Genomic DNA, 21,356 nt, shown 5'->3' on the forward strand with positions numbered 1-21,356 from the left:
TGTCAGCGGACGTTTTTCTGTTGTCTTCAATTTGCATCGCAGTTGATGTAATGAGGTAAGCATGTCTCAAGGCTGCATTCGCAAAAGCGCGGGATAACTTTCCTGCCAGCCGCCTTCGTGGTTTCTGCAAGACCAAATTCGGCCCGAGGAGAAAATTTCATGTCGCTCGATTCCGATGTGATCGTTGATCGCCGCCGCATTCGCCGCAAGTTGACCTTCTGGCGTGTGGTTGCCGCGCTGGGTGTGATCGCCGCCGTTGTTGCGGTCGGCGTGCTAGCATCGCCGTCAGCGCGCACCGCCATTACGGGATCGAACGCGATTGCGCGGGTGAAGATCGACGGCCTGATCCGGAGCGATCAGGCCCGGGTCGAGGCGCTGGAGCGGCTTGAAAAGTCCTCGGCTGCCGCCGTGATCGTTCACATCAATTCACCGGGCGGCACGACGGCGGGCTCCGAGCAGCTCTTCGACGCGCTCACGCGCCTCAAGGCCAAGAAGCCGATGGTGGTTGTGGTCGAAGGTCTCGCCGCATCGGGCGGATATATCGCGGCGCTGGCGTCGGACCAGATCATCGCGCAGCAGACATCGCTGGTGGGTTCGATCGGTGTGCTGTTCCAGATTCCGAACGTGTCCGACCTGCTCAAGACTGTCGGCGTCAAGGTCGAGGAAGTCAAATCATCGCCGCTTAAGGCCGCGCCGAACGGCTATGAGCCCACCAGTCCCGAGGCACGCGCCGCGCTCGACTCGCTGGTGAAGGATTCCTATGCCTGGTTTCGCGGGCTGGTGAAGGATCGCCGCGGCATGGACGACGCGACATTGCAGACCGTGGCGGATGGCCGGGTCTTCACAGGCCGTCAGGCGGTGGGCCTCAAGCTGATCGACCAGTTGGGTGACGAGAAAACCGCCGTGGCGTGGCTTGTCGCGCAAAAGAAGGTCGGTGCCGACACGCCGGTGCGGGATTTCAAGCTCGCTCCGCGCTTCGGGGACATGACCTTCCTGCGGGCAAGCGCGTCTGTCGCGCTCGATGCGATCGGTCTGGGAGCGCTTGCAAGGCAGATCGAAAGGTCCGGCGTCACGCAGGCGGTCGACCGGCTGGGATTGGATGGCATGCTCGCGCTCTGGCAACCGTCGCCTGCAAATTGAGCACGATGAATCCGGTTTCAGCGGTGCTTCACCGCATTGCGGTGAAGCGACCAACAATGGATTCCGGCGTTTGTCACGCGAATTAGCCTTGTCTCACGAGGAATTAGCGACTTGACAGTTCAAGGCTTTTTCAAGGAAATGTTAGTCGCACGTCACGGGCCCAGCACTCAATGATCAAATCCGAACTCGTTCAGCGCATCGCCGAGCATAACCCGCATCTCTATCAGCGGGACGTCGAGAACATCGTGAACGCCATTCTCGACGAAATCGTTGCAGCGCTCGCACGCGGGGATCGCGTGGAACTCCGCGGTTTTGGCGCGTTTTCGGTGAAGCACCGGCCAGCGCGCGCGGGCCGCAATCCGCGCACCGGCGAGCACGTTCCCGTCGAGCAGAAGAGCGTGCCGTTCTTCAAGACGGGTAAGGAAATGCGCGAGCGGCTGAATCGCGAAGATGGCGCGGATACCGCAGCCGCGACCTGATCCGGCCGCTGTCGCCATTCCAGCCGTGCTGTGGATTTGCCGCGCGCTTTGTGAAGCAGACAGCAACCGGGCCATCGCCTTCGCAATGAAAACAGGTCGCGAGGACGCACCATGCTCCGCAAGATTTTCAACGCCCTGGTGATCCTGCCGCTGGCGATCCTGTTCGTGGTCTTCGCGGTTGCGAACCGCCATATCGTGACCCTGTCGTTCGACCCGTTCAATTCCAGCGATCCGGCGCTCGGGGTCTCGCTGCCGCTGTTTGTGGTCATCATCGCGGTCGCCATGTTCGGCGTGGTCGCCGGCGGCGTGGCCACCTGGTTCGGCCAGCGCCACTGGCGCCGCGCGGCCCGCCAGCAGGAGGCGGATGCGCGTCATGCCCGCGCCGAGCTGGCCGAATTGCGTGAGCAGACCCGGCTCGCCGCACGGCCCGAGGGGCAGGTTCCGGCGCTGATGCCCGGCCTGACCCCGCAATATCCGGCCATCGGGCGAGACAAGCACGGCGCGGCGTTGTAGAACCCGCCCCGTCACCCCAAACCCACGGCCTGAGACGCAAGCGCCGGCCCGTGGCGGAGCACGCCAGAGACGATGTCGTTCGCAGTCAAAATTTGCGGCCTGTCCACGCGCGAGACCCTCGAGGTCGCGCTGGATGCGGGTGCCGACATGGTGGGCTTCGTGTTCTTCGAGGCCTCGCCCCGCCATGTGTCGCTGGGCGCTGCCCGCGACCTCGGACGGCAGGTGAAGGGCCGCGCGCTGAAAGTGGCGCTGACGGTCAATGCCGATGACGCCACGCTGGAAAATTGCATCGAGGCACTGCAGCCGGGATTGCTGCAGCTTCATGGCGACGAGAGCGTGGCGCGGATACGCGACATCAGGCAGAAGTTCGGCTTGCCGGTGATGAAGGCGCTGCCGGTCGCGACCGCGGACGATCTGACGGGTCTTCCGGGATATGCCGCCGTCGCCGACCGCATCCTGTTCGATGCACGCGCGCCGAAGGATGCGACCCGCCCCGGCGGCCTCGGTGTGCCGTTCGACTGGCATCTGCTTGAGAACATCAGGCTGACGATCCCCTTTATGGTGGGCGGCGGACTGAATCCCGGCAATGTCGCCGAGGCGATCCGCGTCACCCGCACCGGCGGCGTCGATGTCTCGTCCGGAGTCGAGAGCGCGCCGGGCGTGAAAGATCCCGACATGATCCGCGCTTTCATTCGCGCCGCGCGCGAGGCCGACGATGCGATGACCCCTTCCAAGATTGCGAGCAGCGTATGAACTTGCCCCTCCCCAATTCCTTCCGGTCCGGCCCCGACGAGCGCGGGCATTTCGGCATCTTCGGCGGACGTTATGTCGCCGAAACCCTGATGCCGCTGATCCTCGATCTGGAAAAGGCGTATGCCGACGCCAAGGCCGATCCGGCGTTTCAGAAGGAGATGAACGGCTACCTGAAGGATTATGTCGGCCGGCCGTCGCCACTGTATTTCGCCGAACGCCTTACGGAGCATCTCGGCGGCGCGAAGATTTATTTCAAGCGCGAAGAGCTGAATCACACCGGCTCGCACAAGGTGAACAATGTGCTCGGCCAGATCATGGTCGCGCGGCGCATGGGCAAAAAGCGCATCATCGCGGAAACCGGCGCAGGCCAGCATGGCGTCGCCACCGCGACGCTGTGCGCGCGCTTCGGCCTTGAATGCATCGTCTATATGGGCGCGGTCGACGTCGAGCGGCAGCAGCCGAACGTGATCCGCATGGAAATGTTAGGTGCGAAGGTTGTGCCGGTGCAGTCCGGTTCGCGCACGCTGAAGGACGCGATGAACGATGCCTTGAGAGATTGGGTCACCAATGTCGCCGACACGTTCTATTGCATTGGCACCGTCGCAGGGCCGCATCCTTATCCGATGATGGTGCGCGATTTCCAGTCGATCATCGGCACCGAGACGCGCGTGCAGATGATGGAGGCCGAAGGCCGCCTGCCGGATTCGCTGGTTGCCTGTATTGGCGGCGGCTCCAACGCGATGGGACTGTTCCATCCGTTCCTCGATGATCCGAGCGTTGAGATTTTCGGCGTCGAAGCCGCAGGCCACGGCCTCACCAATCTGCATGCGGCATCGATTGCCGGCGGACGGCCCGGCGTGCTGCATGGCAATCGCACGTATCTGCTGATGGACGACGACGGCCAGATCCAGGACGCGCATTCGATTTCGGCGGGTCTCGATTATCCCGGCATCGGCCCCGAACATTCCTGGCTGCACGAAACCGGCCGCGTGACCTATCTCTCGGCGACCGACGAGGAGGCGCTGGCCGCATTCCAGTTGCTGTCGCGGCTTGAAGGCATCATTCCCGCGCTGGAGCCGGCGCATGCCATCGCCAAGGTGCTGGAGCTCGCGCCAAAGCGGCCGAAGGATCATCTGATGGTGGTCAATCTCTCGGGCCGCGGCGACAAGGACGTGCCTCAGGTCGGCGATATTCTGAAGGACAAAAAGAAGTGACCACGCGCATCGACACACGTTTCGCTGAACTCAAGCAGGAAGGCCGCGCGGCGTTCGTCACCTTCGTGATGTGCGGCGACCCGGATCTCGCCACCTCGCTCGAGATCATCAAGGCGCTGCCGCAGGCGGGCGCGGACATCATTGAGCTGGGCATGCCGTTCACCGATCCGATGGCGGACGGCCCCGCGGTTCAGGCCGCGGGCTTGCGTGCGCTGAAGGCCGGCACCACGCTGAAGAAGACATTGCAGGTGGTGCGCGATTTTCGCGCGGGCGATAACGCCACGCCGATCGTGCTGATGGGTTATTACAATCCGATCTACATCTACGGCGTCGACAAGTTCCTCGCCGATGCGAAGGCTGCTGGCGTCGACGGCCTGATCATCGTCGATCTGCCGCCGGAAGAAGATACCGAGCTTTGCATTCCGGCGATGAGGGCCGGATTGAACTTCATCCGCCTCGCGACACCGACCACCGATGACAAGCGCCTGCCTGCCGTGCTCGCGAACACATCGGGCTTTGTCTATTACGTCTCGATCACCGGCATCACCGGCTCTGCAAGCGCCGATACCGCGCAGGTGGCGGAGGCGGTGGCACGGATCAAGCGCCATACCGGATTGCCGGTCTGCGTCGGCTTCGGCATCCGCACCCCGGAGGCCGCGCGCGGCATCGCACAGGCGGCGAACGGCGCCGTCGTCGGCTCCGCGCTGATTGATGTGCTCCGCGCATCGCTCGACTCCGAAGGCCGTGCCACGGCAAAGACGGTTCCCGCGGTGGCCGATCTTGCATCGGCACTGGCGCAAGGCGTTCGCGGCGCGAAACAGGCGGCGGAATAGCCTCCAGTCAACAGCGATATTTGGGCGAAGCCGGGTTGCCCGGCTCGGTCCAGACGTCCATATATTCTTTCCACCGAGGCGGAGCCCGTCATGAACTGGTTGACCAACGTTGTCCGGCCGAAGATTCGCAGCATTCTCAAGCGCGAAACGCCGGAGAATCTCTGGATCAAGTGTCCGGATTCCGGGCAGCTCGTGTTCTACAAGGATGTCGAGCAGAACCAGTTCGTCATTCCCGGCTCGAACTATCACATGCGCATGGGCGCGACCGCGCGACTCAAGTCGATCTTCGACAACGAAACCTGGTACGACGTCGCGCTGCCCGAAGTGACCGCCGATCCGCTGAAATTCCGCGACGAGCGCAAATATGTCGACCGCATCAGGGATGCACGGGCCAAGACCGGCATGAACGATGCCGTGAAGGTCGGCTACGGCAAGCTCGAAGGCAACCCCGTCGTGGTCGCGGTGCAGGACTTCGATTTCATGGGCGGTTCGCTCGGCATGGCGGCAGGTGAAGCCGTGGTGAAGGGCCTTGAACTTGCGGTCGAGAAGAAGTCGCCTTTCATCATTTTTGCAGCGTCCGGTGGCGCGCGGATGCAGGAGGGCATTCTCTCGCTGATGCAGATGCCGCGCACGACCGTGGCGATCCAGATGCTGCGCGAAGTGCAGCAGCCTTACATCGTGGTGCTGACCAATCCGACCACCGGCGGCGTCACCGCATCGTATGCGATGCTGGGCGATGTGCAGATCGCCGAGCCCGGCGCGCTGATCGGTTTTGCCGGCGCGCGCGTGATCGAACAGACCATCCGTGAAAAGCTGCCGGAAGGCTTCCAGCGTGCCGAGTATCTGAAGGAACACGGCATGGTGGACATGGTCGTGCATCGCCATGATTTGCGTTCGACGCTGGCGCGGCTTTGCCGGTTGCTGACCAAGGCGCCGGCCGCGGAAGGTTTCACCGCTGCCGCGGCGCCGTTGCCGCCCGACACGCCCGCGGTCGCGTCTCCGGCGTGATGTCACCAGCGGCACAACCGTCCCAAAATCCGTCGACGTCCTACGACGACATTCTGGCGCGTCTCGCTTCGTTGCATCCCAAGCGGATCGATCTCACGCTGGATCGGATGTGGCGCATCCTCGAGCGGCTGGATCATCCGGAGCGCCGCATTCCGCCGGTCATTCACGTTGCCGGGACCAACGGCAAGGGTTCGACAGTGGCGTTCCTCCGCGCCATTCTGGAGGCGGCGGGCCTGCGCGTTCACACCTATACCTCGCCGCATCTGGTGCGTTTCAACGAACGCTTTCGTCTCGGCAAGGTCGGCGGCGGCATACTGGTAAGCGATGCGCAGTTGCGCGATGCGCTCGATCATTGCGAGCGCGTCAACGATGGCGAGCCGATCACGATTTTCGAGATCGAGACGGCTGCGGCGTTTCATCTGTTCGCCGAGCATCCGGCGGATATCGTGTTGCTGGAGGTCGGTCTTGGCGGGCGGCTGGACGCAACCAATGTGATCGAAGCGCCGGTCGCGAGCGTGATCACCTCGATCGGCATGGATCACATCGAGTTTCTCGGCGATACGCTGGCGAAGATCGCGGCGGAGAAGGCGGGCATCATCAAGAAAGGCGTGCCGGTGGTCTGCGCCGCGCAGCCGCCGGAGGCGGACGCTGCTATCGAACAGGCGGCGAAGCGCCTGCGTGCCCCGCTGCACGCCGCGACCCAGGACTGGCATGTCAATGTCGAGCGCGGGCGGCTGGTTTACTCTGACGAGCGCGGCCTGCTCGATCTCTCAGCGCCGCGCCTGTTCGGTCGTCATCAGTTCGACAATGCCGGACTTGCAATTGCAGCGCTGCGCGCCATCGGTTCCCTGAAGCTGGAGCCATCCGCTTTCGAGCAGGGCATTGCGCGGGCCGAATGGCCTGCGCGGATGCAGCGGCTGACGTCGGGTGTGCTGGTTGCCTCGGCGCCACGCGATGCCGAAATCTGGCTCGATGGCGGGCATAATCCGGACGGCGGCCGCGTGATTGCCGCCGCGCTTGGTGATCTGGAAGAGCGTGTATCGCGTCCGCTGGTGGTGATTGCGGGCATGATGGGCAATAAGGATGCCGTCGGCTTTCTCGCCAATTTCGCCGGGCTGACTCGGCATATCATCGCGGTGAAGATTCCAGATCAGGACAATGCCATGGAGCCGGACGTGCTGGCAGATGCCGCGCGCCAACTCGGCATGCGGGTGGAGATCGCGGCAAGTGTCGAGGCCGCGCTCAACTCGGTGGCCCGGCTCGCCTATGAGGTGCCGCCGCGCATTCTCGTCACCGGCTCGCTTTATCTCGCCGGGCATGTGCTGGCGGAGAACGGCACGCCGCCGCAATAACCGGAAAGCCCAGAATGCGCTTCGCTGCCATCGCGGATGTCCACGGCAACTTCCTCGCTCTTGAGGCCGTCCTCGCCGATATCCGCGCGCAAGGGGTCGACAGCATTGTCAATCTTGGCGACATGGCGAGCGGCCCGCTCGACGGGCGGCGCACCATGGACAGGCTGATGGCGCTGGATGCCATTCATGTCCTGGGAAATCACGATCGCTATCTGATCGAGAAAAAGCCGGAGGATATGGGGTCGTGGGATCGCCCCGTTCACGCACAACTCGATGCCCGGCATCTCGACTGGCTGCGCGCTGTTCCGTCGACGCGCGTCTTCGAGGATGAAGTCTATCTCTGCCACGCGACGCCATCCGATGACGAAACCTACTGGCTCGAAATCGTCCGGCCCGACGGCGCGGTTGGCATGGCGGCCATCGCTGATATCGAGAAGGCCGCGGCAGGCATTCCCCAGTCGCTGGTCCTGTGCGGGCATACGCATATCGCGCGGGCGGTGCGGCTTCGCGACGGGCGCATGATTGTCAATCCCGGCAGCGTGGGCTCGCCGGGCTATCGCGACATCGTGCCGTTCCGCCATAGCATGGAGGCGGGCTCACCCGATGCGCGCTATGCCATTCTCGAGCAGCGGAGCGGAGAGTGGCATGTGACGTTCCGCCATGTGCCTTACGATCACGAGTCGATGGCAGCGCTGGCGCGGCAGAACGGTCACCCCGATCTGGCGCATGCGCTGGCCACCGGCTGGATCCGGTAGCGCCGGCGCAAACAAAAACGGCCTGCTTGCGCAGGCCGCTTGTCAAATCTCAAACTGAAAAACGATCAGACCGCAGCCGTGATCCACTGCTGCAGCTTGGCTTTCGGCGCTGCGCCGACCTGGCGGGAAGCCATTTCGCCGCCCTTGAAGATCATCAGGGTCGGAATCGACATCACGCCATATTTCGAGGCCGTCTTCGGGCTCTCGTCGACATTCAGCTTCACGATCTTGACCTTGTCGCCCATGGCGCCGGCGATTTCGTCGAGAGCAGGCGCGATCATGCGGCACGGGCCGCACCATTCCGCCCAGAAATCCACCACGACCGGCCCGTTCGCGTTCAGCACTTCCTTGTCGAAATCGGCGTCAGAAACCTTACCCACACTCATGTTGTTTTGCCTCGTTGGATGGAAGGCGCATCGCTCTTGGGAGAATCGCGCGCCGGAAACGTAGGAAGAACCTAGGAATGCACCCCTGTCCGGTCAAGGCCGGTCACCGGGACGTGTTCCCTTGCCGGGCCATCGGATCCGAGCGGAAAAATTCGCCAATTCAAGGGATTAACCCCGCTTTGGCGGCGGCTGAAGGCCGGTCGGGGCCTCAGGACACCAGCGATTGCAGCTCTGCGTCCAGCGCGGAGGCCGGGATTTCCATCAGCGCAGCCGTTTCTGTCCACAGGAGCAGGCAGCGCACATCGTGGCCCGGATAGAGCCGCCGCAGCACATCGCGATAGAGCGCAAGCTGGCGCACATAGGCCTGCGGCGCATCGGCGACCGCGGCGGGCGGCGCATGATTGGTTTTGTAGTCGACAATCAGCACCTCGTTCGGCGTCACCACCAGCCGGTCGATCTGACCCGACACCAGCGCGGGCGGGCGTCCGGCCCGTGGCACACGTCCCGCAACCGAAACCTCCGCGCGGCTGCCTTGCCCGAACACCGGTGCGAAGGCGGGCGTCTCGATCAGCGCGATGACTTGCCGCGCCAGTGCGATGCATTCCTCTTCGGAGAACAGCGGTTCGGCGTTGCGCCGCAGGAAATCGAGCGCAGCCTTCTCGCGCCGCTCGCCTGCGACATCGGGGAGCGATTGCAGCAGCCGATGGATCAGCGTTCCGCGCTTAAGGGCGCGCTTGCGCGCGGCGCGCGTTTCGTCGGTGATAATGCGATGGCCTTCGCCTTCGCCCGGCGATGAGTCCGACGGCCGCAGCAGGATGTCGGCGGGGCCTTCCTTCGGCGCAGGTGTCCTGAGCCAGCCGGGGAATTGTTGGAGGGCCAGCATCTCCTGAACCGGCGCAGCACTTTCTCCTTGCGGTTCGACGTCCTGCGGGCGCGCGTAGCGCTTCACGGGGCCGAAGCCCGTTGCGATGATCTCGCATTGCAATCCTGATTCCGGGTCTGCGAGCCCTTTCTGGATGAGGTCGTACCAGGAGAGCTTGCGCACCGCGCGCATGTTGCCGGGAAGCACGCCGCCGACAATCAGGCGATCGGCGGCGCGTGTCATCGCGACGTATAGCAGCCGGCGATACTCATCTTCGGTATCGTTCTTCATCGCGTCGCGGGCCGTCGCGACCATGGGCAGATCGAACGCCTTCTTGCCGGCCCAGAGCACAATGGCCGGTGCATGTGGCGCGGCATTTCCCTGCGCCTGCAGGCGAATGAGATTCGTCCGCTGGGTGTCGGCCGGCGAGGTTGTCGTATCGACAACGAATACAACCGGCGCTTCAAGGCCCTTTGAGCCGTGTACCGTCATCACGCGGACTTCGTCGCGCGCGATTTCCATGTCGCGCTTGACCTCGGTATCGGCCGCGCGCAGCCATGCCATGAAGCCTTGAAGGGAGGCCGGCCCTTTGCGCTCGTAAGTCAGCGCCAGTTCGAGAAATTCGTCGAGCGCGTCATCGGCCTCCGGCCCGAGCCGCGCGAGAATACGTGCGCGTCCGCGGTCAGCGCCCAGCAGCCAGGCGTAGAAGGAGAACGGCGTTTCCTGTGCGAACCGTTGTTCGTATCGCTTCAGCCGGTCCAGCGCAGTTGCGATTTTTTCGTCGGTTGCGGCATGCGCCGCGAGCGCATCGCGGAGCGATCCCGCGCGGTCAGGCGCGAGCGAGAGCAGGTGGTCATCGTCGAGACCGAACAGCGGACTCTTCAGTGCGACCGCCAGCGCAAGATCGTCGCGCGGCAGCAGCAGCGCATCAGCGAGATTCATCAGGTCGATGACCGCAATGTGTTCGGTCAGCTTGAGGCGGTCAGCGCCTGCAACAGGAATGCCGGCATGCTTCAGCGCCTGGATGATCGCGTCGAACGCGCGGCCCCGGCGCCGCACCAGCACCAGCAAATCGCCGTAGCGTAGCGGGCGGCGTTTGTCGCGGGGGCCGGTCAAGGTGCGCGCGGCAATCAGCGATCGAATTTCCGTCTGTACTCGCCGGGCCAGGCGCACTTCGGGACTTGTCTCCGCGATGTGGTCGAATGCCGCGCTCCAGCCCTCGATATCCTCTTGTGTATCGGGAACTTCAATCTCCCACAGGTCGATCTGGGCCGGGGCCGCATCCTGCAGCGCCATGTGCGGCGGCATGCCGTCGAGATCGGTCGTGACACTCTTGTAGATTCCGGAGTCTTTGAAGGTGCTGGTGACGGCCTGCAGCACGCCTTCACCGGAGCGGAACGAATAGGTGAACGACACTGGATCGAAACGCAGCCCGGCAGCTTCGAACCGTTCCTTGATATCCCGTCGGCGATGATCGAATTCGCGTGGCATGGCGCCCTGAAACGAGAAGATCGACTGCTTCTCGTCGCCGACCGCGAATATCGTTCGCTTGACGCCGTCACGCGCGCCCGCGCCGGTGGTGAATTCCGCCGTCAAGCAGTCGATGATGTCCCATTGCCGCGGGCTGGTGTCCTGCGCCTCGTCGATCAGGACGTGATCGATGCCGCGATCGAGCTTGAAATGCACCCAGCCGGACGACACGCTGGTCAACATTTCGTAAGTCTTGTCAATCAGGTCATCGTAATCGAGCAGGCCGCGTTCCTGTTTCTCGCGACGATAGTTGTTGGCTGCGGCAGTCGCGATCACGAACAGGGCAAGCGCCCGGTCGCGCGCCCGGGTGGCGCGAAGCCGGGCGATTAGCGGCGCAACGCGGTCGCGCTCGTTCCTTGCCAGCGTCATCAGAGCGGGAAAATCGTCCCTGAGACCCTTGCTGAGAAGGTAGCGGTCTTCCTTGGCGGCGCCGTCGTCCTTCAAGAAGAACTCGGCATAGTCGTCGACTGCGTCCGGCCAGCCGCTCTGCATTGCTGCGGACAAGCGCGCGGCCTGGGCGTTGTCGATGTTGTTTCCCGTTTCCATCAGGCGTGCGATGAGCGCTCCGCAATCTTCTAGCGAGAGAGAATGGCGTGAAATCTCCGCAACAAGCGCGTCAGAGGCGTCGGCCTCACCGATCCCGAGTGCTTGCGAAAGGGCGGCATGCGCTCGCTCCCGCGTTTTGACGGTATCGGACCATTTGACGAAATGATCGCGGCTCAGGCAGGCCTCGCGCACCACGTCCTTGAAGGTCACGTCGGCGGCGGCGGACATGGCGATATTCAACGCCCAGCCCGCATCGCTCTCGGGTGATTGAGCCGCTTCGAGGAGCACCGCCAGGTTGGCGCGCTCCATCATCTCGTTCTGATCGCGGTCATCAAGCACCGAGAATCGCGCAGGCACATTTGCTTCGAATGGAAATTGCTGCAGCAGTCGGGTGCAGAGCGCGTGAATGGTCTGCACCTTTAGTCCGCCGGGTGTCTCAAGCGCACTCGCAAACAGCTTTCGTGCCCGCAGGCGCGTCTGCGCTGTCGCCGCCGGTGCGCCGACAGCGCGGATTGCCTCATCCAGCTCGCGCTCAGGCAGTGTCACCCAGCGACCCAGCGTCTCGAACACGCGCTGCGCCATGTTGGCGGCCGCCGCCTTCGTGAAGGTAATGCAGAGAATTCTCTCGGGGGGCACGCCGTTCAGCAACAGCCGTATGACACGATTGACCAGAACATGCGTCTTGCCGGATCCGGCATTGGCGGCGACGAAAGCGGAGACATCCGGATTCGATGCTCGCGCCTGAGCATCGCGCACGGCATCGGGGATGTTCTTGCGCGGAGAACTCATTCCTCGTCCTCTCCGGTTCCGCCTGCGGACCACTCCTTGATGCGGGCAAGATCGTCGTACTTGCCGTAGCGGTTCTCCCACATCGGGAGAACGACCGAGAGATAAGGTGTCTCCCCTCGGTCGAACTTGCGGATCAGGCCCTCCAGTTTTTGAAATGCTTCATCAGCGGCCTGATCGGGCAACTGCGGCGGATCGCTTCTATTGACCTTCAGTTCAAGTACCGTTGCCTTGCCGGGCGGATTGTTGCCGCTAAGCCGGACATAAACGAGTTCATCAACGGAAGAGGCCGCGGGAATGGCAGCAAAGCCGCCGCGCCGGAGGATCGCCGCTTCCAGAGTGAGTTGCGGCGAGAGGCCAAGGCGGACCTGTTTGGCGCTGGGCGGCTGGCCGGTCTTGTAGTCAAGGATCGCGTAGCCGCCGCCGAGGCGCTTCTCAATGCGGTCGGCGCGCGCCGAGAGGCTGAAGGCGCGTCCATTGCCCAGGGGGATCGAAATCTCGCCGCGAATTTCGGCGTCGACGCGCGCAACATCCACCCGCCGCCTTGCTTCCCATCCTGCGAACCAGTCGGCGATGCGCAGAAATCGCGGCCACCACAAGGCGCGCGCCTCCGGGCGCTCCATCAGCGGCGCAAAATGCGTGGCGCCGATTTCGCGCAGGGCGCTGGCGACATCGCCGGGCAGGGCATCCGCGAACCGCGTGGTGAATTCGCCGAGCGCCTCGTGAATGGCCGATCCCCGGTCCGCCGCCGTCAACGGCATGTCGACGGGATCGAGCGGCGTCAGCCGCAAAATGCGTTTTGCGTAGATCGTGTAGGGATCGCGAAGCCAGTCCTCGATTTCGGTCACTGACATGACCAGAGGACGAAGCCCGACATCCGGCTTCGGCTCCGGCCGCGCGACCGGCGCGACACTCGACGGGCGATCGAGTTCATCGGCATAACGGACATAGGTATCGCCGCGCGCTTTGATGTCCGCCCAGAGTTCCTTTCCCACGACGGCTTCCATACGGTGCAGAAAGCGCGAGGCCACCGCAGGGGCGCCGCCGACCTTCGCCGCGCGTGAGAGGATGACTTCTTTCGTGCCGAGCAACTGCGCAAAGTCGTGCGCGGACAGGCCGATGCGCCGTTCCGGCAGATCGAGGCCGAGCTGGTGGCGCATCGGGCGGCTCAACCACGGATCGACCCGGGGCGCCGGCGGCCAGACGCCTTCCACAAGCCCGCCGAGGATCACGCGGTTGCATTCGGTCAGGCGCGCTTCGAGCGGGCCATAGATGCGAAGCGAGGCCGCCGATTGCGGACGGCGCACGATGCGATCGCCGAACGCGGTCTGGAACACCTCGGGATAATCGCCGAGTGTGAGCGTCAGGCCGCTCGGTGGCGGCTTGCGGTCCTCAGCCGAGGATTCTCCGGTCTGGAACAGGTCATCGAACGCTTTCGACAGCGCGCCGCCATCGGAATCCTCAAATGCGCGAAGAACACCCTTGTCATCCGCGCTCAGATTCCGCAGCACCTCGTGATGGCACGCGGCAAACGCCATCAGGTCATGCGGTTTTCCGGGCCGCAAGTCTTCCAGCGGTTTGAGTGCGGTTGTCAGACCGGCGATGAGGGCGCCCACGCCATCTAGCACAATGTCATCGAGCTGCGCGCGCGGCTCGGAATAGTGGATCGTGGATGGCTCCCTGCGCCGGAGCTTTCCGAGTTCGTCGCGGAAGCGCGCAAAGTCACGCGCAAGGCCTTCGCTGCCGGGCGCCGGGCGCGGTCCGCGCATCAGGGCAAGTTCGAGGTCGCCAATGGCTTTGGTCAAAGCGCCTTGTGCACGGCCCAGCCGGAACAGCGGATGCTTGAGGAGCGCCAGCAGCACCGGCGGCGCCAGTTCGTCCGCAACAGCCTGTGCCGTTAGCCGCGCAAAGATGCCGGCCGGGGTGTCCATCAGGGAATCGCCGCCGGAGTCGTCGAAGGCGAGATTCCATCGGCCCAGTGAAGCCATGACGCGGCGTGCGAGCGCACGATCCGGCGTGACCAGCGCCGCCGTGAGATTCCGTTCACGCGCCTCGCGCATGGCCGTGGCGATGGCGAGCGCTTCCATCTCGGGATTGGCGGCTTCGATCAGGGTAAGGTTTTCGGTGGCGGAGGCGATGCGCTGCGTGATCGCCTTGTCGGAGAGTTGCGTATGCCATTTTTCGCTCGACGTCGCGGGGCGCATTGTCTCGGACATCAGCACCTCGCGGCCATAGGAAGCCGGTGCGGCGAGTTGTTCGACATCACGCCGCTTGATGCCCAATCTCTCCAGCAAGCCATGAAGCGCAAATTGCGGATGGCTCCAGGCGGCGGGTGTCGCGACAAGATCCCCGGCAGCGACCGTGCCGCCGATCTGGTCCCAAGCCGCTTGATCGAGATCGTTGTCGAGGCCGGGCAACACCACAGCGCCCTGAGGCAACTGCGCAATCGCATGCAGGAATTTTGCGGTGGCGGGCATCGAGCCGGTCGAGCCTGCCGCGATCACCGGGCCTTTCTGGTTGGCCTTGAGCCGGCTCGCTTCCATTGCGATCAGGAGGTCGCGCCGGGCCGCCGGTTCGATGCGGTCGATCTGCGCCAGATGCTCCGGCCAGGTTTCCTTCGCGATTTTCAGGAAGGCCAGCGTGTGCTGCCAGTAGATGTCGAGCTCGTCCGGCACGATGGTGTCCAGCGCATCCCAGCCGACCCCGCGTGTGACCATGTCGTCCATTAGCCGCGCAAGGTCGCCCGCCAGCGCAAGCGTCGATGCGGGGCTTCCGACCACAAGAGACGCGGGCTGCCGTTTGGCCCAGGCGGCAACCAGCCGCGCCAGTGTCAGTCTTCGCGCGAGGTCATCCAGTTTCGGCGGCAGCAGGGATGCCTCGGAGCCGCCGAGTTGGCCATCGTCGGAGAATTCCAGTTCATCCTCGTCGACGCTGCCGAGTGCGACAATGCGCGGAAGGACCACGGCATCGCTTTGCAACACGTCGAGGAACACCTCGCGCGCCAGCCGGCCCGCGCGCCGGGTCGGCAGATAGAGCGTGGCGTCGGCCAGCCGTTCAGGATTTGCGCGCGCGTCGAATCCTGCGACCAGCCTGCCATCGACAAGCGCCGAAATCACCGTGTGAAGGAACGGTGCAGAGGATGGGACATTGAAAACGTGCATGCAGGATCCGATTCGGGATCGGCATCATGGCACGGGCGGATTGGGGGAGGGAGTCTTTACGCCACGCTGGCGAGCAGGGCTTCTTCCGCGGCCCCGACCGCATCCGGCGTGCCGACATGCATCCAGGTGCCGTCGAGCCGCAATCCGAACAGACGTTCCTGCTCGTTGGCGGCGTCGAACATTTTCGTCAGGGAGAATTCGCCGGCCGGCGCATTGCTGAAAACCGCGGGCGAGATGATCGCCGCGCCGGCATAGACGAACGGCACCACCTGATGCTCCTTGCGCTTGCGCAAGGCGCCGTCGGTCAGCATCGCATAGTCACCCGCGCCGGAATAGCCGATGCTGTTCGCCGTCGGCGCCATCAGCAGCAGGATGTCCATTCGCGCCGGATCGAAGGCGTCGGCAAGACGCAGCAGATTGGGATGAACGCTGTCGATCCACATCGTGTCCGCGTTGAGGTGATAGAACGGCGCGTCGCCGAGCAGCGGCAGGGCTTTCACCACTCCGCCACCGGTGCCGAGCACCATGTCGCGTTCGTCGGAGATAATGACGCGCGGGGAGGTGCGGTCCTTGACGTGCTGGATGATCTGATCGGGAAGATAATGCACATTCACCACGGCGGTGGTGACGTTGGCCTCGGCGAGCCGGTCGAGGACGTGATCGAGCAGCGGCTTGCCTGCGACCGGCACCATGGGCTTCGGCATCTTGTCGGTCAGCGGCCGCATGCGCGTGCCGAGGCCGGCGGCGAGAACCATGGCGGAAGCGGGATGGACGGGCATTTATGTCTGTCTCAACGGCGGTCGGCGGCGCGCCGAGGCGCGTTCGCGGCAACTCATGAGTGCCGAGTATAGCATCCGAATCGGCGCGGCGCGCCGTGCGGATCAGGCTGTAATGACACTTTGTGACGGCGGTGCGACTTCGGGGCCGGCTGCGGTCCGATGGCGCGCCGTCAGACTTCGATCATCTGCGAGCCGCTGGGGCGGCGGGCGGATTTCTTCTTCTCAGGCTTGAGGAAGCCTGCACCGATCTGTTCGCCATTGACCCAGGAAAGTTCGCAGCGGCGATAGGCAAGACCGGTCGACGACAGCAGCAGAAAAAATTCCTTCAGATTCAGGCCCTCGACCGATCCTTCCACGGTGAGCTTCGCGCCGGTCTCGGAAATATCCTCGACCAGGCAGTTCCGGCGCCATGTTCCGTCGATCCCCATCAGGTGAGCCGCAAAACCACGCTCGAAAACCACGCGATCGCCTGCACGCCGTTCGGCCATAAACCCGTACTCCGCTCGAGGGTGCTGTGATCCGCGAGGCCGGAGCCGCGCGGCACAGTCGTCGGAACCCAAAATACGGGCGCGCTGGCTAACAACCGGTAAAAACAACCGGTCAAATGGCGGCTTCGGTTCAGGCCGCGGGGGGCGGGACGTGGGTCATGCACCACTCGCGGAAAATTTCCAGCGAGGGATGTGCGAGCGCCCGGTTCAGGTAGGTCCAGACCCGGGGCTGGTGCCGCAGATATTGCGGCTTTCCGTCGCGCCGGTTGAGGCGGGCGAAGGTGCCGAGCAGCCGCGTGTTCCGCTGCGCCGACATGATCGCGTATTGCCGGGCGAAGGCTGCGGTATCGAAGGCGGGATCTGCCGTTTTGCGCAGTTTCACATAGCGGGTGAGCATCGTGAGCTCGACGCTTTCGGGAACGTCGATCCGGGCATCCTGCAGCAGCGAGACCAGGTCGTAGGCGGCAGGCCCCATCACCGCGTCCTGAAAATCGAGCAGGCCGACGCGCTGAATGTCCTTCCGATGCGCCAGCCAGATCAGGTTCGGCGAATGAAAATCGCGCAGCGTCCAGGTCTTCGATGCATCCGCGAGTTTGGCGAACAGGTCGCTCCAGATCAGCAGGAAATCCGCCTGCATGTTGCTGGTCAGCGTCACGCCCTTGTCGGGCAGATACCATTCCGGCATCAGCCCGACCTCGATCATCATGGCGTTGTCGTCGAACGGCGGCACGGTGTAATCGCGATGCGGCGCGAACGGCAGCACGTCCGGCAATTGTTCTTGATGGAGTTCCGCCAGCATGTCCACCGCCGCCTGATAGCGCTCGGCGATCGGCTTCGGCGGATCGCCGGTGATGAAGGTGTCGCGGCCAAAATCCTCGGTAATGAGAAAACCTTCATCGAGGTCGGCATGATGTATCGCGGGCGCCGAATAGCCGCGCTCGCGCAGGCCGTTGGCAATCGCGACGAACGGTCTGACGTCTTCCGCGAGATGGACTGCCTCGCTGTAGGATTTTCCGTCATAGAGCGCCGGTCCATCGGGACGGCGCGGCGAGTTCATCAGGATGGTGGTCTGATCGTTCTTCGTCAGCCGTGCGTAGGAGCGCGTCGATGCGTCGCCCGGCATGCGTTGACGCTTCGCATCGAGGGTACCCGACAACTCGAGAAAGCGGCGCAGCGCCGCGAGCCGTTCGACCTTGGCTTTGAGTTTGCCGTAGCCGGTGATCTCGGCCGCGCGCGCGCCGGTGCCGAGCGACGGGCGATGACTGAGCGCGATGTCGATGCGGTCCGGCGGCAACATGTCAGGTGCGCGTTCCGGCCATTCGATCAGCGCCACGGTGCCGTCCGGCAGCGGTGACAGCCCAATCTCTTCCAGCTCGTCCGGATCGGCGATCCGATAGAGATCGGCATGCAGCAGCGGGAACGACGGCAGGTCGTAGGTCTGCGCCAGCGTAAAGGTCGGGCTTGGCACTTCCAGGTCGTCATCCTGCGCGAGATAGCGGATCAACGCGCGGGCGGCGGCGGTCTTGCCCGCTCCGAGATCGCCGGACAGGGTGATGACATCGCCTGCACTGAGCAGCAGTGCGAGATCGGCCATCAGATGACCGGTGGCGGCCTCGTTGGCCAGCGCCGTGTGGAATGTCGCGGGATCGCTCATTCAGCGGCGTTGCGGAAGGTCTGGTCGGCGGGGAATTCGCATGTCACCGTCGTGCCCTTGCCGACGACGGAGTCGACATAGACCTTGCCGCCGTGCAGTTCGACGAAGGAGCGCACCAGCGACAGGCCGAGACCCGCGCCGCGATGGCGCGACCCGTTGGCATGGCTCTCGAACCAGTCGAACACCTTGTCCTTGACCTCTTCCGGAATGCCGGGGCCGGTGTCGGATACGGAAAACACGACGCTGGCATTGCTGCGGCGGGCGCGGAGCACGACGGTGCTGTTCGGCGGCGAGAAGCCGACCGCATTCGCCAGAAGATTGTAGAGGACCTGTACGATGCGGCGTTCGTCGGCGACGAAATCGCCAATGGCGGGATCAATCTGGACGTCGAGCCGGATGTTCTCGCGGGCAAGACGGTCCTGAATGCCGGCGGTCGCCTCCTCGACGGTCTTGCGCAAATCGACCGGTCCGAGATTGAGCTTCATCGCGCCCGCATCAATGGTGGCGAGATCGAGGATGTTGTTGCTGATGGCGAGCAGCGCGTCGGTCGAGGTGGTGATGTAGCTGAGATACTCGCTTTGCTTCGCGGTCATCGGCCCGGTGGACGGATCGCCGAGGAAATGCGCGAAGCCGATGATCGAGGTCAGCGGCGCGCGCAACTCGTAGGACATGTGATGCACGAAGTCGATCTTCATCTGATCGGCGGTTTCGAGCGCTTCGTTGCGCTCGCGCAAGGCGCGCTCGACATTCACGGTATCGGTGACATCCTGGAAGGTCAGCATGGTCGCGCCGTCGGGCAGCGGCATGGTGGTGCAGTCCAGGACGCTGCCGTCCTTGCGTTCGAGCCGCAGCGGGACCGGGGAGCGATTGTCGATGCCGGTGATGGCGCCGCGCAGGGTCTGCCATGTGGTGTCGTCGTCGAACAGTGGACGGCACCATTGCTCGATGGCTTCGACATGCGGCTGCTGCGCCAGTTGTTCGGTTGAAAGTTTCCACATCCGCGCGAACGGCGGATTGAACAATTGGGCGCGGCCGTTGCTGCCGAACACGGCGACGGCTTCGGCGAGGTTGTCGAGCGTCTCGCGCTGGACGCGGATCAGGCCGTCATTCTGCCGTGCGAGCTTGAGGCTTTCGGTGACGTCGTCGAAGAGGTAGGTGACGCCGCCTTCCGGATTGGGCGTGGTGACGACACTAAGCGCGCGTCCGTCCGGAAGGTACCAGGTGTCTTTCGCAGGCTCGATGGCGCGGTAGGCTTCGAACAGCTTGTTCTTCCAGGCGCGGAAATCGGTCTGTTCGGGAATCTTGCGGGCGACGCGCAGCCGGTCCAGCACACTCGAATCGTCGGGATTGTCATCGAGGAAGGCGCGGTCGAGATCCCACAGACGGCGATAGGAATCGTTGTAGAAGGTCAGCCGCCGCGCCGCGTCGAACACCGCTACGCCGGAGGACAATTGATCCAGCATACGGCGATGAGCGTCCGCCATCCGCTCCAGCGCCGCGCGCAAATTGGCTGGCTCGGTCGCATCGACGGCGATTCCGGCGCTGCCGCCCGTCACATTCAGCGCGCAGATATCCAGAATGCGGCGCTGGCCGCCGGTGACGACAGGAACGCGGGCCTGAAAAGCATTGGTCTCGGCGAGCGCCTTCGCCATGCTTGCACGATCCTCGTGATCCAGCAGTTCGAGGTTGCGTTCGATGGCGTCGGCGACCGAGCGCGCGTCGGTGGCCTGCGCATAGGCGGCGTTGGCGAAGCTGAGGACGCCGTTGCTGCGGCGGGCCCACACCGGCAGCGGCACCGCCTCGGCAAATGCCCGCAGCGCGCCGGTTTCTTCCATCAAGTGATTGTGCCGGATGTTCAGTGCGGCAAGCTCCATCCGCACGCCGGACAATTCGCGAATCCGCACAATGGCTTGTCCGCCGATGGCGCGTCCCATTGCTTCGATGGTGCGGCCATTGGCGGTGGACAGGTTGAGTTGAAAGCCTTCTCCCGCCTCGCGCAAATTGTCGATGGCATGGTCCATCGTCAGCGCCTGCTCCGGAAGCAGCCAGCTTCCGAAGGCAAGTATCCGCTGCGGATTGAACGGGTCGGCGCCCTGCGGCATCAGCATCGCCACATCGCCGCTGATGTCCGGCCGCTCGTCGCCCGCGGCCCATGAAATCAGCACCTGCGGTTCCGCAAACAGCAAGGCGCGGAAGCGGTCCGCTTCCAGTTGCAGGGCCTGGTTGTCCGCCAGGAGGCGCGCTTCCGTGCGCGCGGCGCGCAGCCGCGTCCGCATCAGCAGGATGGCGGCAACCACCGAAAAGCCGAGAACAGCCGCGGCCACACTCAGCGCCGCAACCTCTTGCCGGTCGATTTGGGACAGGATGGTGAGCGCGTGGCCGACGAAATCATCGCGCGCGAAAGCGGGTGCGATGCCGGTCAAGGCCGCCGCACCAAGGCCAACCGCGCCTGCGCGCACAATCGAAGTGCACGACAGCAAGGTCCGCCGCATCCCCTCGATCACGCCTGACATGATCTATCCCAACTGCCGCACACGAATCGAACGACAATATCCTCAACAGGACTCGCCGGGTAAGAGTCCAGACCGTGAACGTGAATCGCGCCGCGAAATAATGACCGCGTGAGCGATGGTGCGGTGCGATTCGCAGCTCGATCAGCGTCCGGTGGAACCAAATCCGCCGCTGCCGCGATCGGTCGACGACAGCGATGTCACTGCCACAAGATTAGCCTGCGTCACGGCGGCGATGACAAGCTGGGCGATGCGCTCGCCGCGCCGGATCGTGAAGGGTTCGTCGCCGTGATTGATCAAAAGCACCGAAACTTCGCCGCGATAATCGGCATCCACCGTGCCCGGAGAATTCAGCACGGTGATCCCGTGCTTGAGTGCCAGTCCCGAGCGGGGCCGCACCTGCGCTTCGAAGCCCGGAGGCACCGCGATCATCAGCCCGGTCGGGATCAATGCCCGTTGTCGCGGCTGCATGATTACCGGCGTCTCTTCTGGAACTGCGGCCAGAAGATCGAGGCCAGCGGCATGGGCGGTCTGATAGGCCGGAAGGGCGAGGCCTTCGGCATGGGGCAGGCGCTGGATCTCGACAGTAATGGCGGAAGTCATTTGG

General features: G+C 64.0%; 17 protein-coding genes. 9 read left to right on the plus strand and 8 right to left on the minus strand.

Annotation, left to right across the window (positions count from 1 at the left end):
* The first annotated feature begins 159 nt into the window (after positions 1-159).
* The 9 genes from sppA (at position 160) to HMPREF9696_RS15900 (ending at position 8,047) form a co-directional block, all read left to right on the plus strand.
* Positions 160-1,140: a signal peptide peptidase SppA gene (gene sppA / locus HMPREF9696_RS15860; protein WP_002714051.1), complete on the plus strand. Its 981-nt coding sequence runs from the start codon at positions 160-162 to the stop codon at positions 1,138-1,140.
* 170 nt (positions 1,141-1,310) lie between these two features.
* Positions 1,311-1,619 carry an integration host factor subunit beta gene (locus tag HMPREF9696_RS15865; protein ID WP_002714052.1) on the plus strand — a complete coding sequence of 103 codons (309 nt, stop codon included), beginning with the start codon at positions 1,311-1,313 and terminating at the stop codon, positions 1,617-1,619.
* Positions 1,620-1,730: 111 nt separating this feature from the next.
* Complete coding sequence (locus HMPREF9696_RS15870) at positions 1,731-2,132, plus strand: LapA family protein (RefSeq protein WP_002714053.1); 402 nt, start codon at positions 1,731-1,733, stop codon at positions 2,130-2,132.
* Positions 2,133-2,204: 72 nt separating this feature from the next.
* Positions 2,205-2,885 (plus strand): phosphoribosylanthranilate isomerase, encoded by a 681-nt coding sequence (locus HMPREF9696_RS15875; protein WP_002714054.1) that lies wholly within the window; start codon positions 2,205-2,207, stop codon positions 2,883-2,885.
* Complete coding sequence (gene trpB, locus HMPREF9696_RS15880) at positions 2,882-4,099, plus strand: tryptophan synthase subunit beta (protein ID WP_002714055.1); 1,218 nt, start codon at positions 2,882-2,884, stop codon at positions 4,097-4,099. Before HMPREF9696_RS15875 ends, trpB begins: the two co-directional genes overlap by 4 nt.
* Entirely contained in the window at positions 4,096-4,932 is an 837-nt protein-coding gene (gene trpA, locus HMPREF9696_RS15885; protein ID WP_002714056.1) for a tryptophan synthase subunit alpha, read from the plus strand. The genes trpB and trpA overlap by 4 nt, the downstream gene beginning before the upstream one ends.
* A gap of 90 nt (positions 4,933-5,022) precedes the next feature.
* Positions 5,023-5,940: an acetyl-CoA carboxylase, carboxyltransferase subunit beta gene (gene accD / locus HMPREF9696_RS15890; protein ID WP_002714057.1), complete on the plus strand. Its 918-nt coding sequence runs from the start codon at positions 5,023-5,025 to the stop codon at positions 5,938-5,940.
* Positions 5,940-7,292, plus strand: coding sequence for a bifunctional folylpolyglutamate synthase/dihydrofolate synthase (locus HMPREF9696_RS15895; RefSeq protein ID WP_002714058.1), 1,353 nt, complete (start codon positions 5,940-5,942; stop codon positions 7,290-7,292). The genes accD and HMPREF9696_RS15895 overlap by 1 nt, the downstream gene beginning before the upstream one ends.
* A gap of 14 nt (positions 7,293-7,306) precedes the next feature.
* Positions 7,307-8,047, plus strand: coding sequence for a metallophosphoesterase family protein (locus HMPREF9696_RS15900; protein ID WP_002714059.1), 741 nt, complete (start codon positions 7,307-7,309; stop codon positions 8,045-8,047).
* 65 nt (positions 8,048-8,112) lie between these two features.
* On the opposite strand, the gene trxA is transcribed toward HMPREF9696_RS15900, so the two are convergent.
* From trxA to dut, 8 genes are all read right to left on the minus strand, one after another.
* Positions 8,113-8,433, minus strand: a complete 321-nt coding sequence (gene trxA, locus HMPREF9696_RS15905; protein WP_002714060.1) for a thioredoxin — start codon at positions 8,431-8,433, stop codon at positions 8,113-8,115.
* A 208-nt stretch (positions 8,434-8,641) separates the two neighbouring features.
* Positions 8,642-12,160: a double-strand break repair helicase AddA gene (addA, locus tag HMPREF9696_RS15910; protein WP_002714061.1), complete on the minus strand. Its 3,519-nt coding sequence runs from the start codon at positions 12,158-12,160 to the stop codon at positions 8,642-8,644.
* The gene (addB, locus tag HMPREF9696_RS15915) at positions 12,157-15,318 is read right to left on the minus strand and encodes a double-strand break repair protein AddB (RefSeq protein ID WP_002714062.1); all 3,162 of its coding nucleotides are present in this window, start codon (positions 15,316-15,318) and stop codon (positions 12,157-12,159) included. Before addB ends, addA begins: the two co-directional genes overlap by 4 nt.
* Before the next feature lie 56 nt (positions 15,319-15,374).
* Positions 15,375-16,097 (minus strand): nucleotidyltransferase family protein, encoded by a 723-nt coding sequence (locus HMPREF9696_RS15920; protein ID WP_002714063.1) that lies wholly within the window; start codon positions 16,095-16,097, stop codon positions 15,375-15,377.
* A 170-nt stretch (positions 16,098-16,267) separates the two neighbouring features.
* Positions 16,268-16,585, minus strand: a complete 318-nt coding sequence (locus HMPREF9696_RS15925) for a hypothetical protein (protein WP_002714064.1) — start codon at positions 16,583-16,585, stop codon at positions 16,268-16,270.
* A gap of 130 nt (positions 16,586-16,715) precedes the next feature.
* Positions 16,716-18,239: a bifunctional tRNA (adenosine(37)-N6)-threonylcarbamoyltransferase complex ATPase subunit type 1 TsaE/phosphotransferase gene (locus HMPREF9696_RS15930; protein ID WP_002714065.1), complete on the minus strand. Its 1,524-nt coding sequence runs from the start codon at positions 18,237-18,239 to the stop codon at positions 16,716-16,718.
* The gene (locus tag HMPREF9696_RS15935; protein ID WP_002714066.1) at positions 18,236-20,752 is read right to left on the minus strand and encodes a PAS domain-containing sensor histidine kinase; all 2,517 of its coding nucleotides are present in this window, start codon (positions 20,750-20,752) and stop codon (positions 18,236-18,238) included. Before HMPREF9696_RS15935 ends, HMPREF9696_RS15930 begins: the two co-directional genes overlap by 4 nt.
* 141 nt (positions 20,753-20,893) lie before the next feature.
* Positions 20,894-21,352 (minus strand): dUTP diphosphatase, encoded by a 459-nt coding sequence (gene dut / locus HMPREF9696_RS15940; protein WP_002714067.1) that lies wholly within the window; start codon positions 21,350-21,352, stop codon positions 20,894-20,896.
* Positions 21,353-21,356 lie beyond the last annotated feature (4 nt).

It is taken from the genome of Afipia clevelandensis ATCC 49720, from assembly GCF_000336555.1.
In the GTDB taxonomy this organism is placed as follows: domain Bacteria; phylum Pseudomonadota; class Alphaproteobacteria; order Rhizobiales; family Xanthobacteraceae; genus Afipia; species Afipia clevelandensis.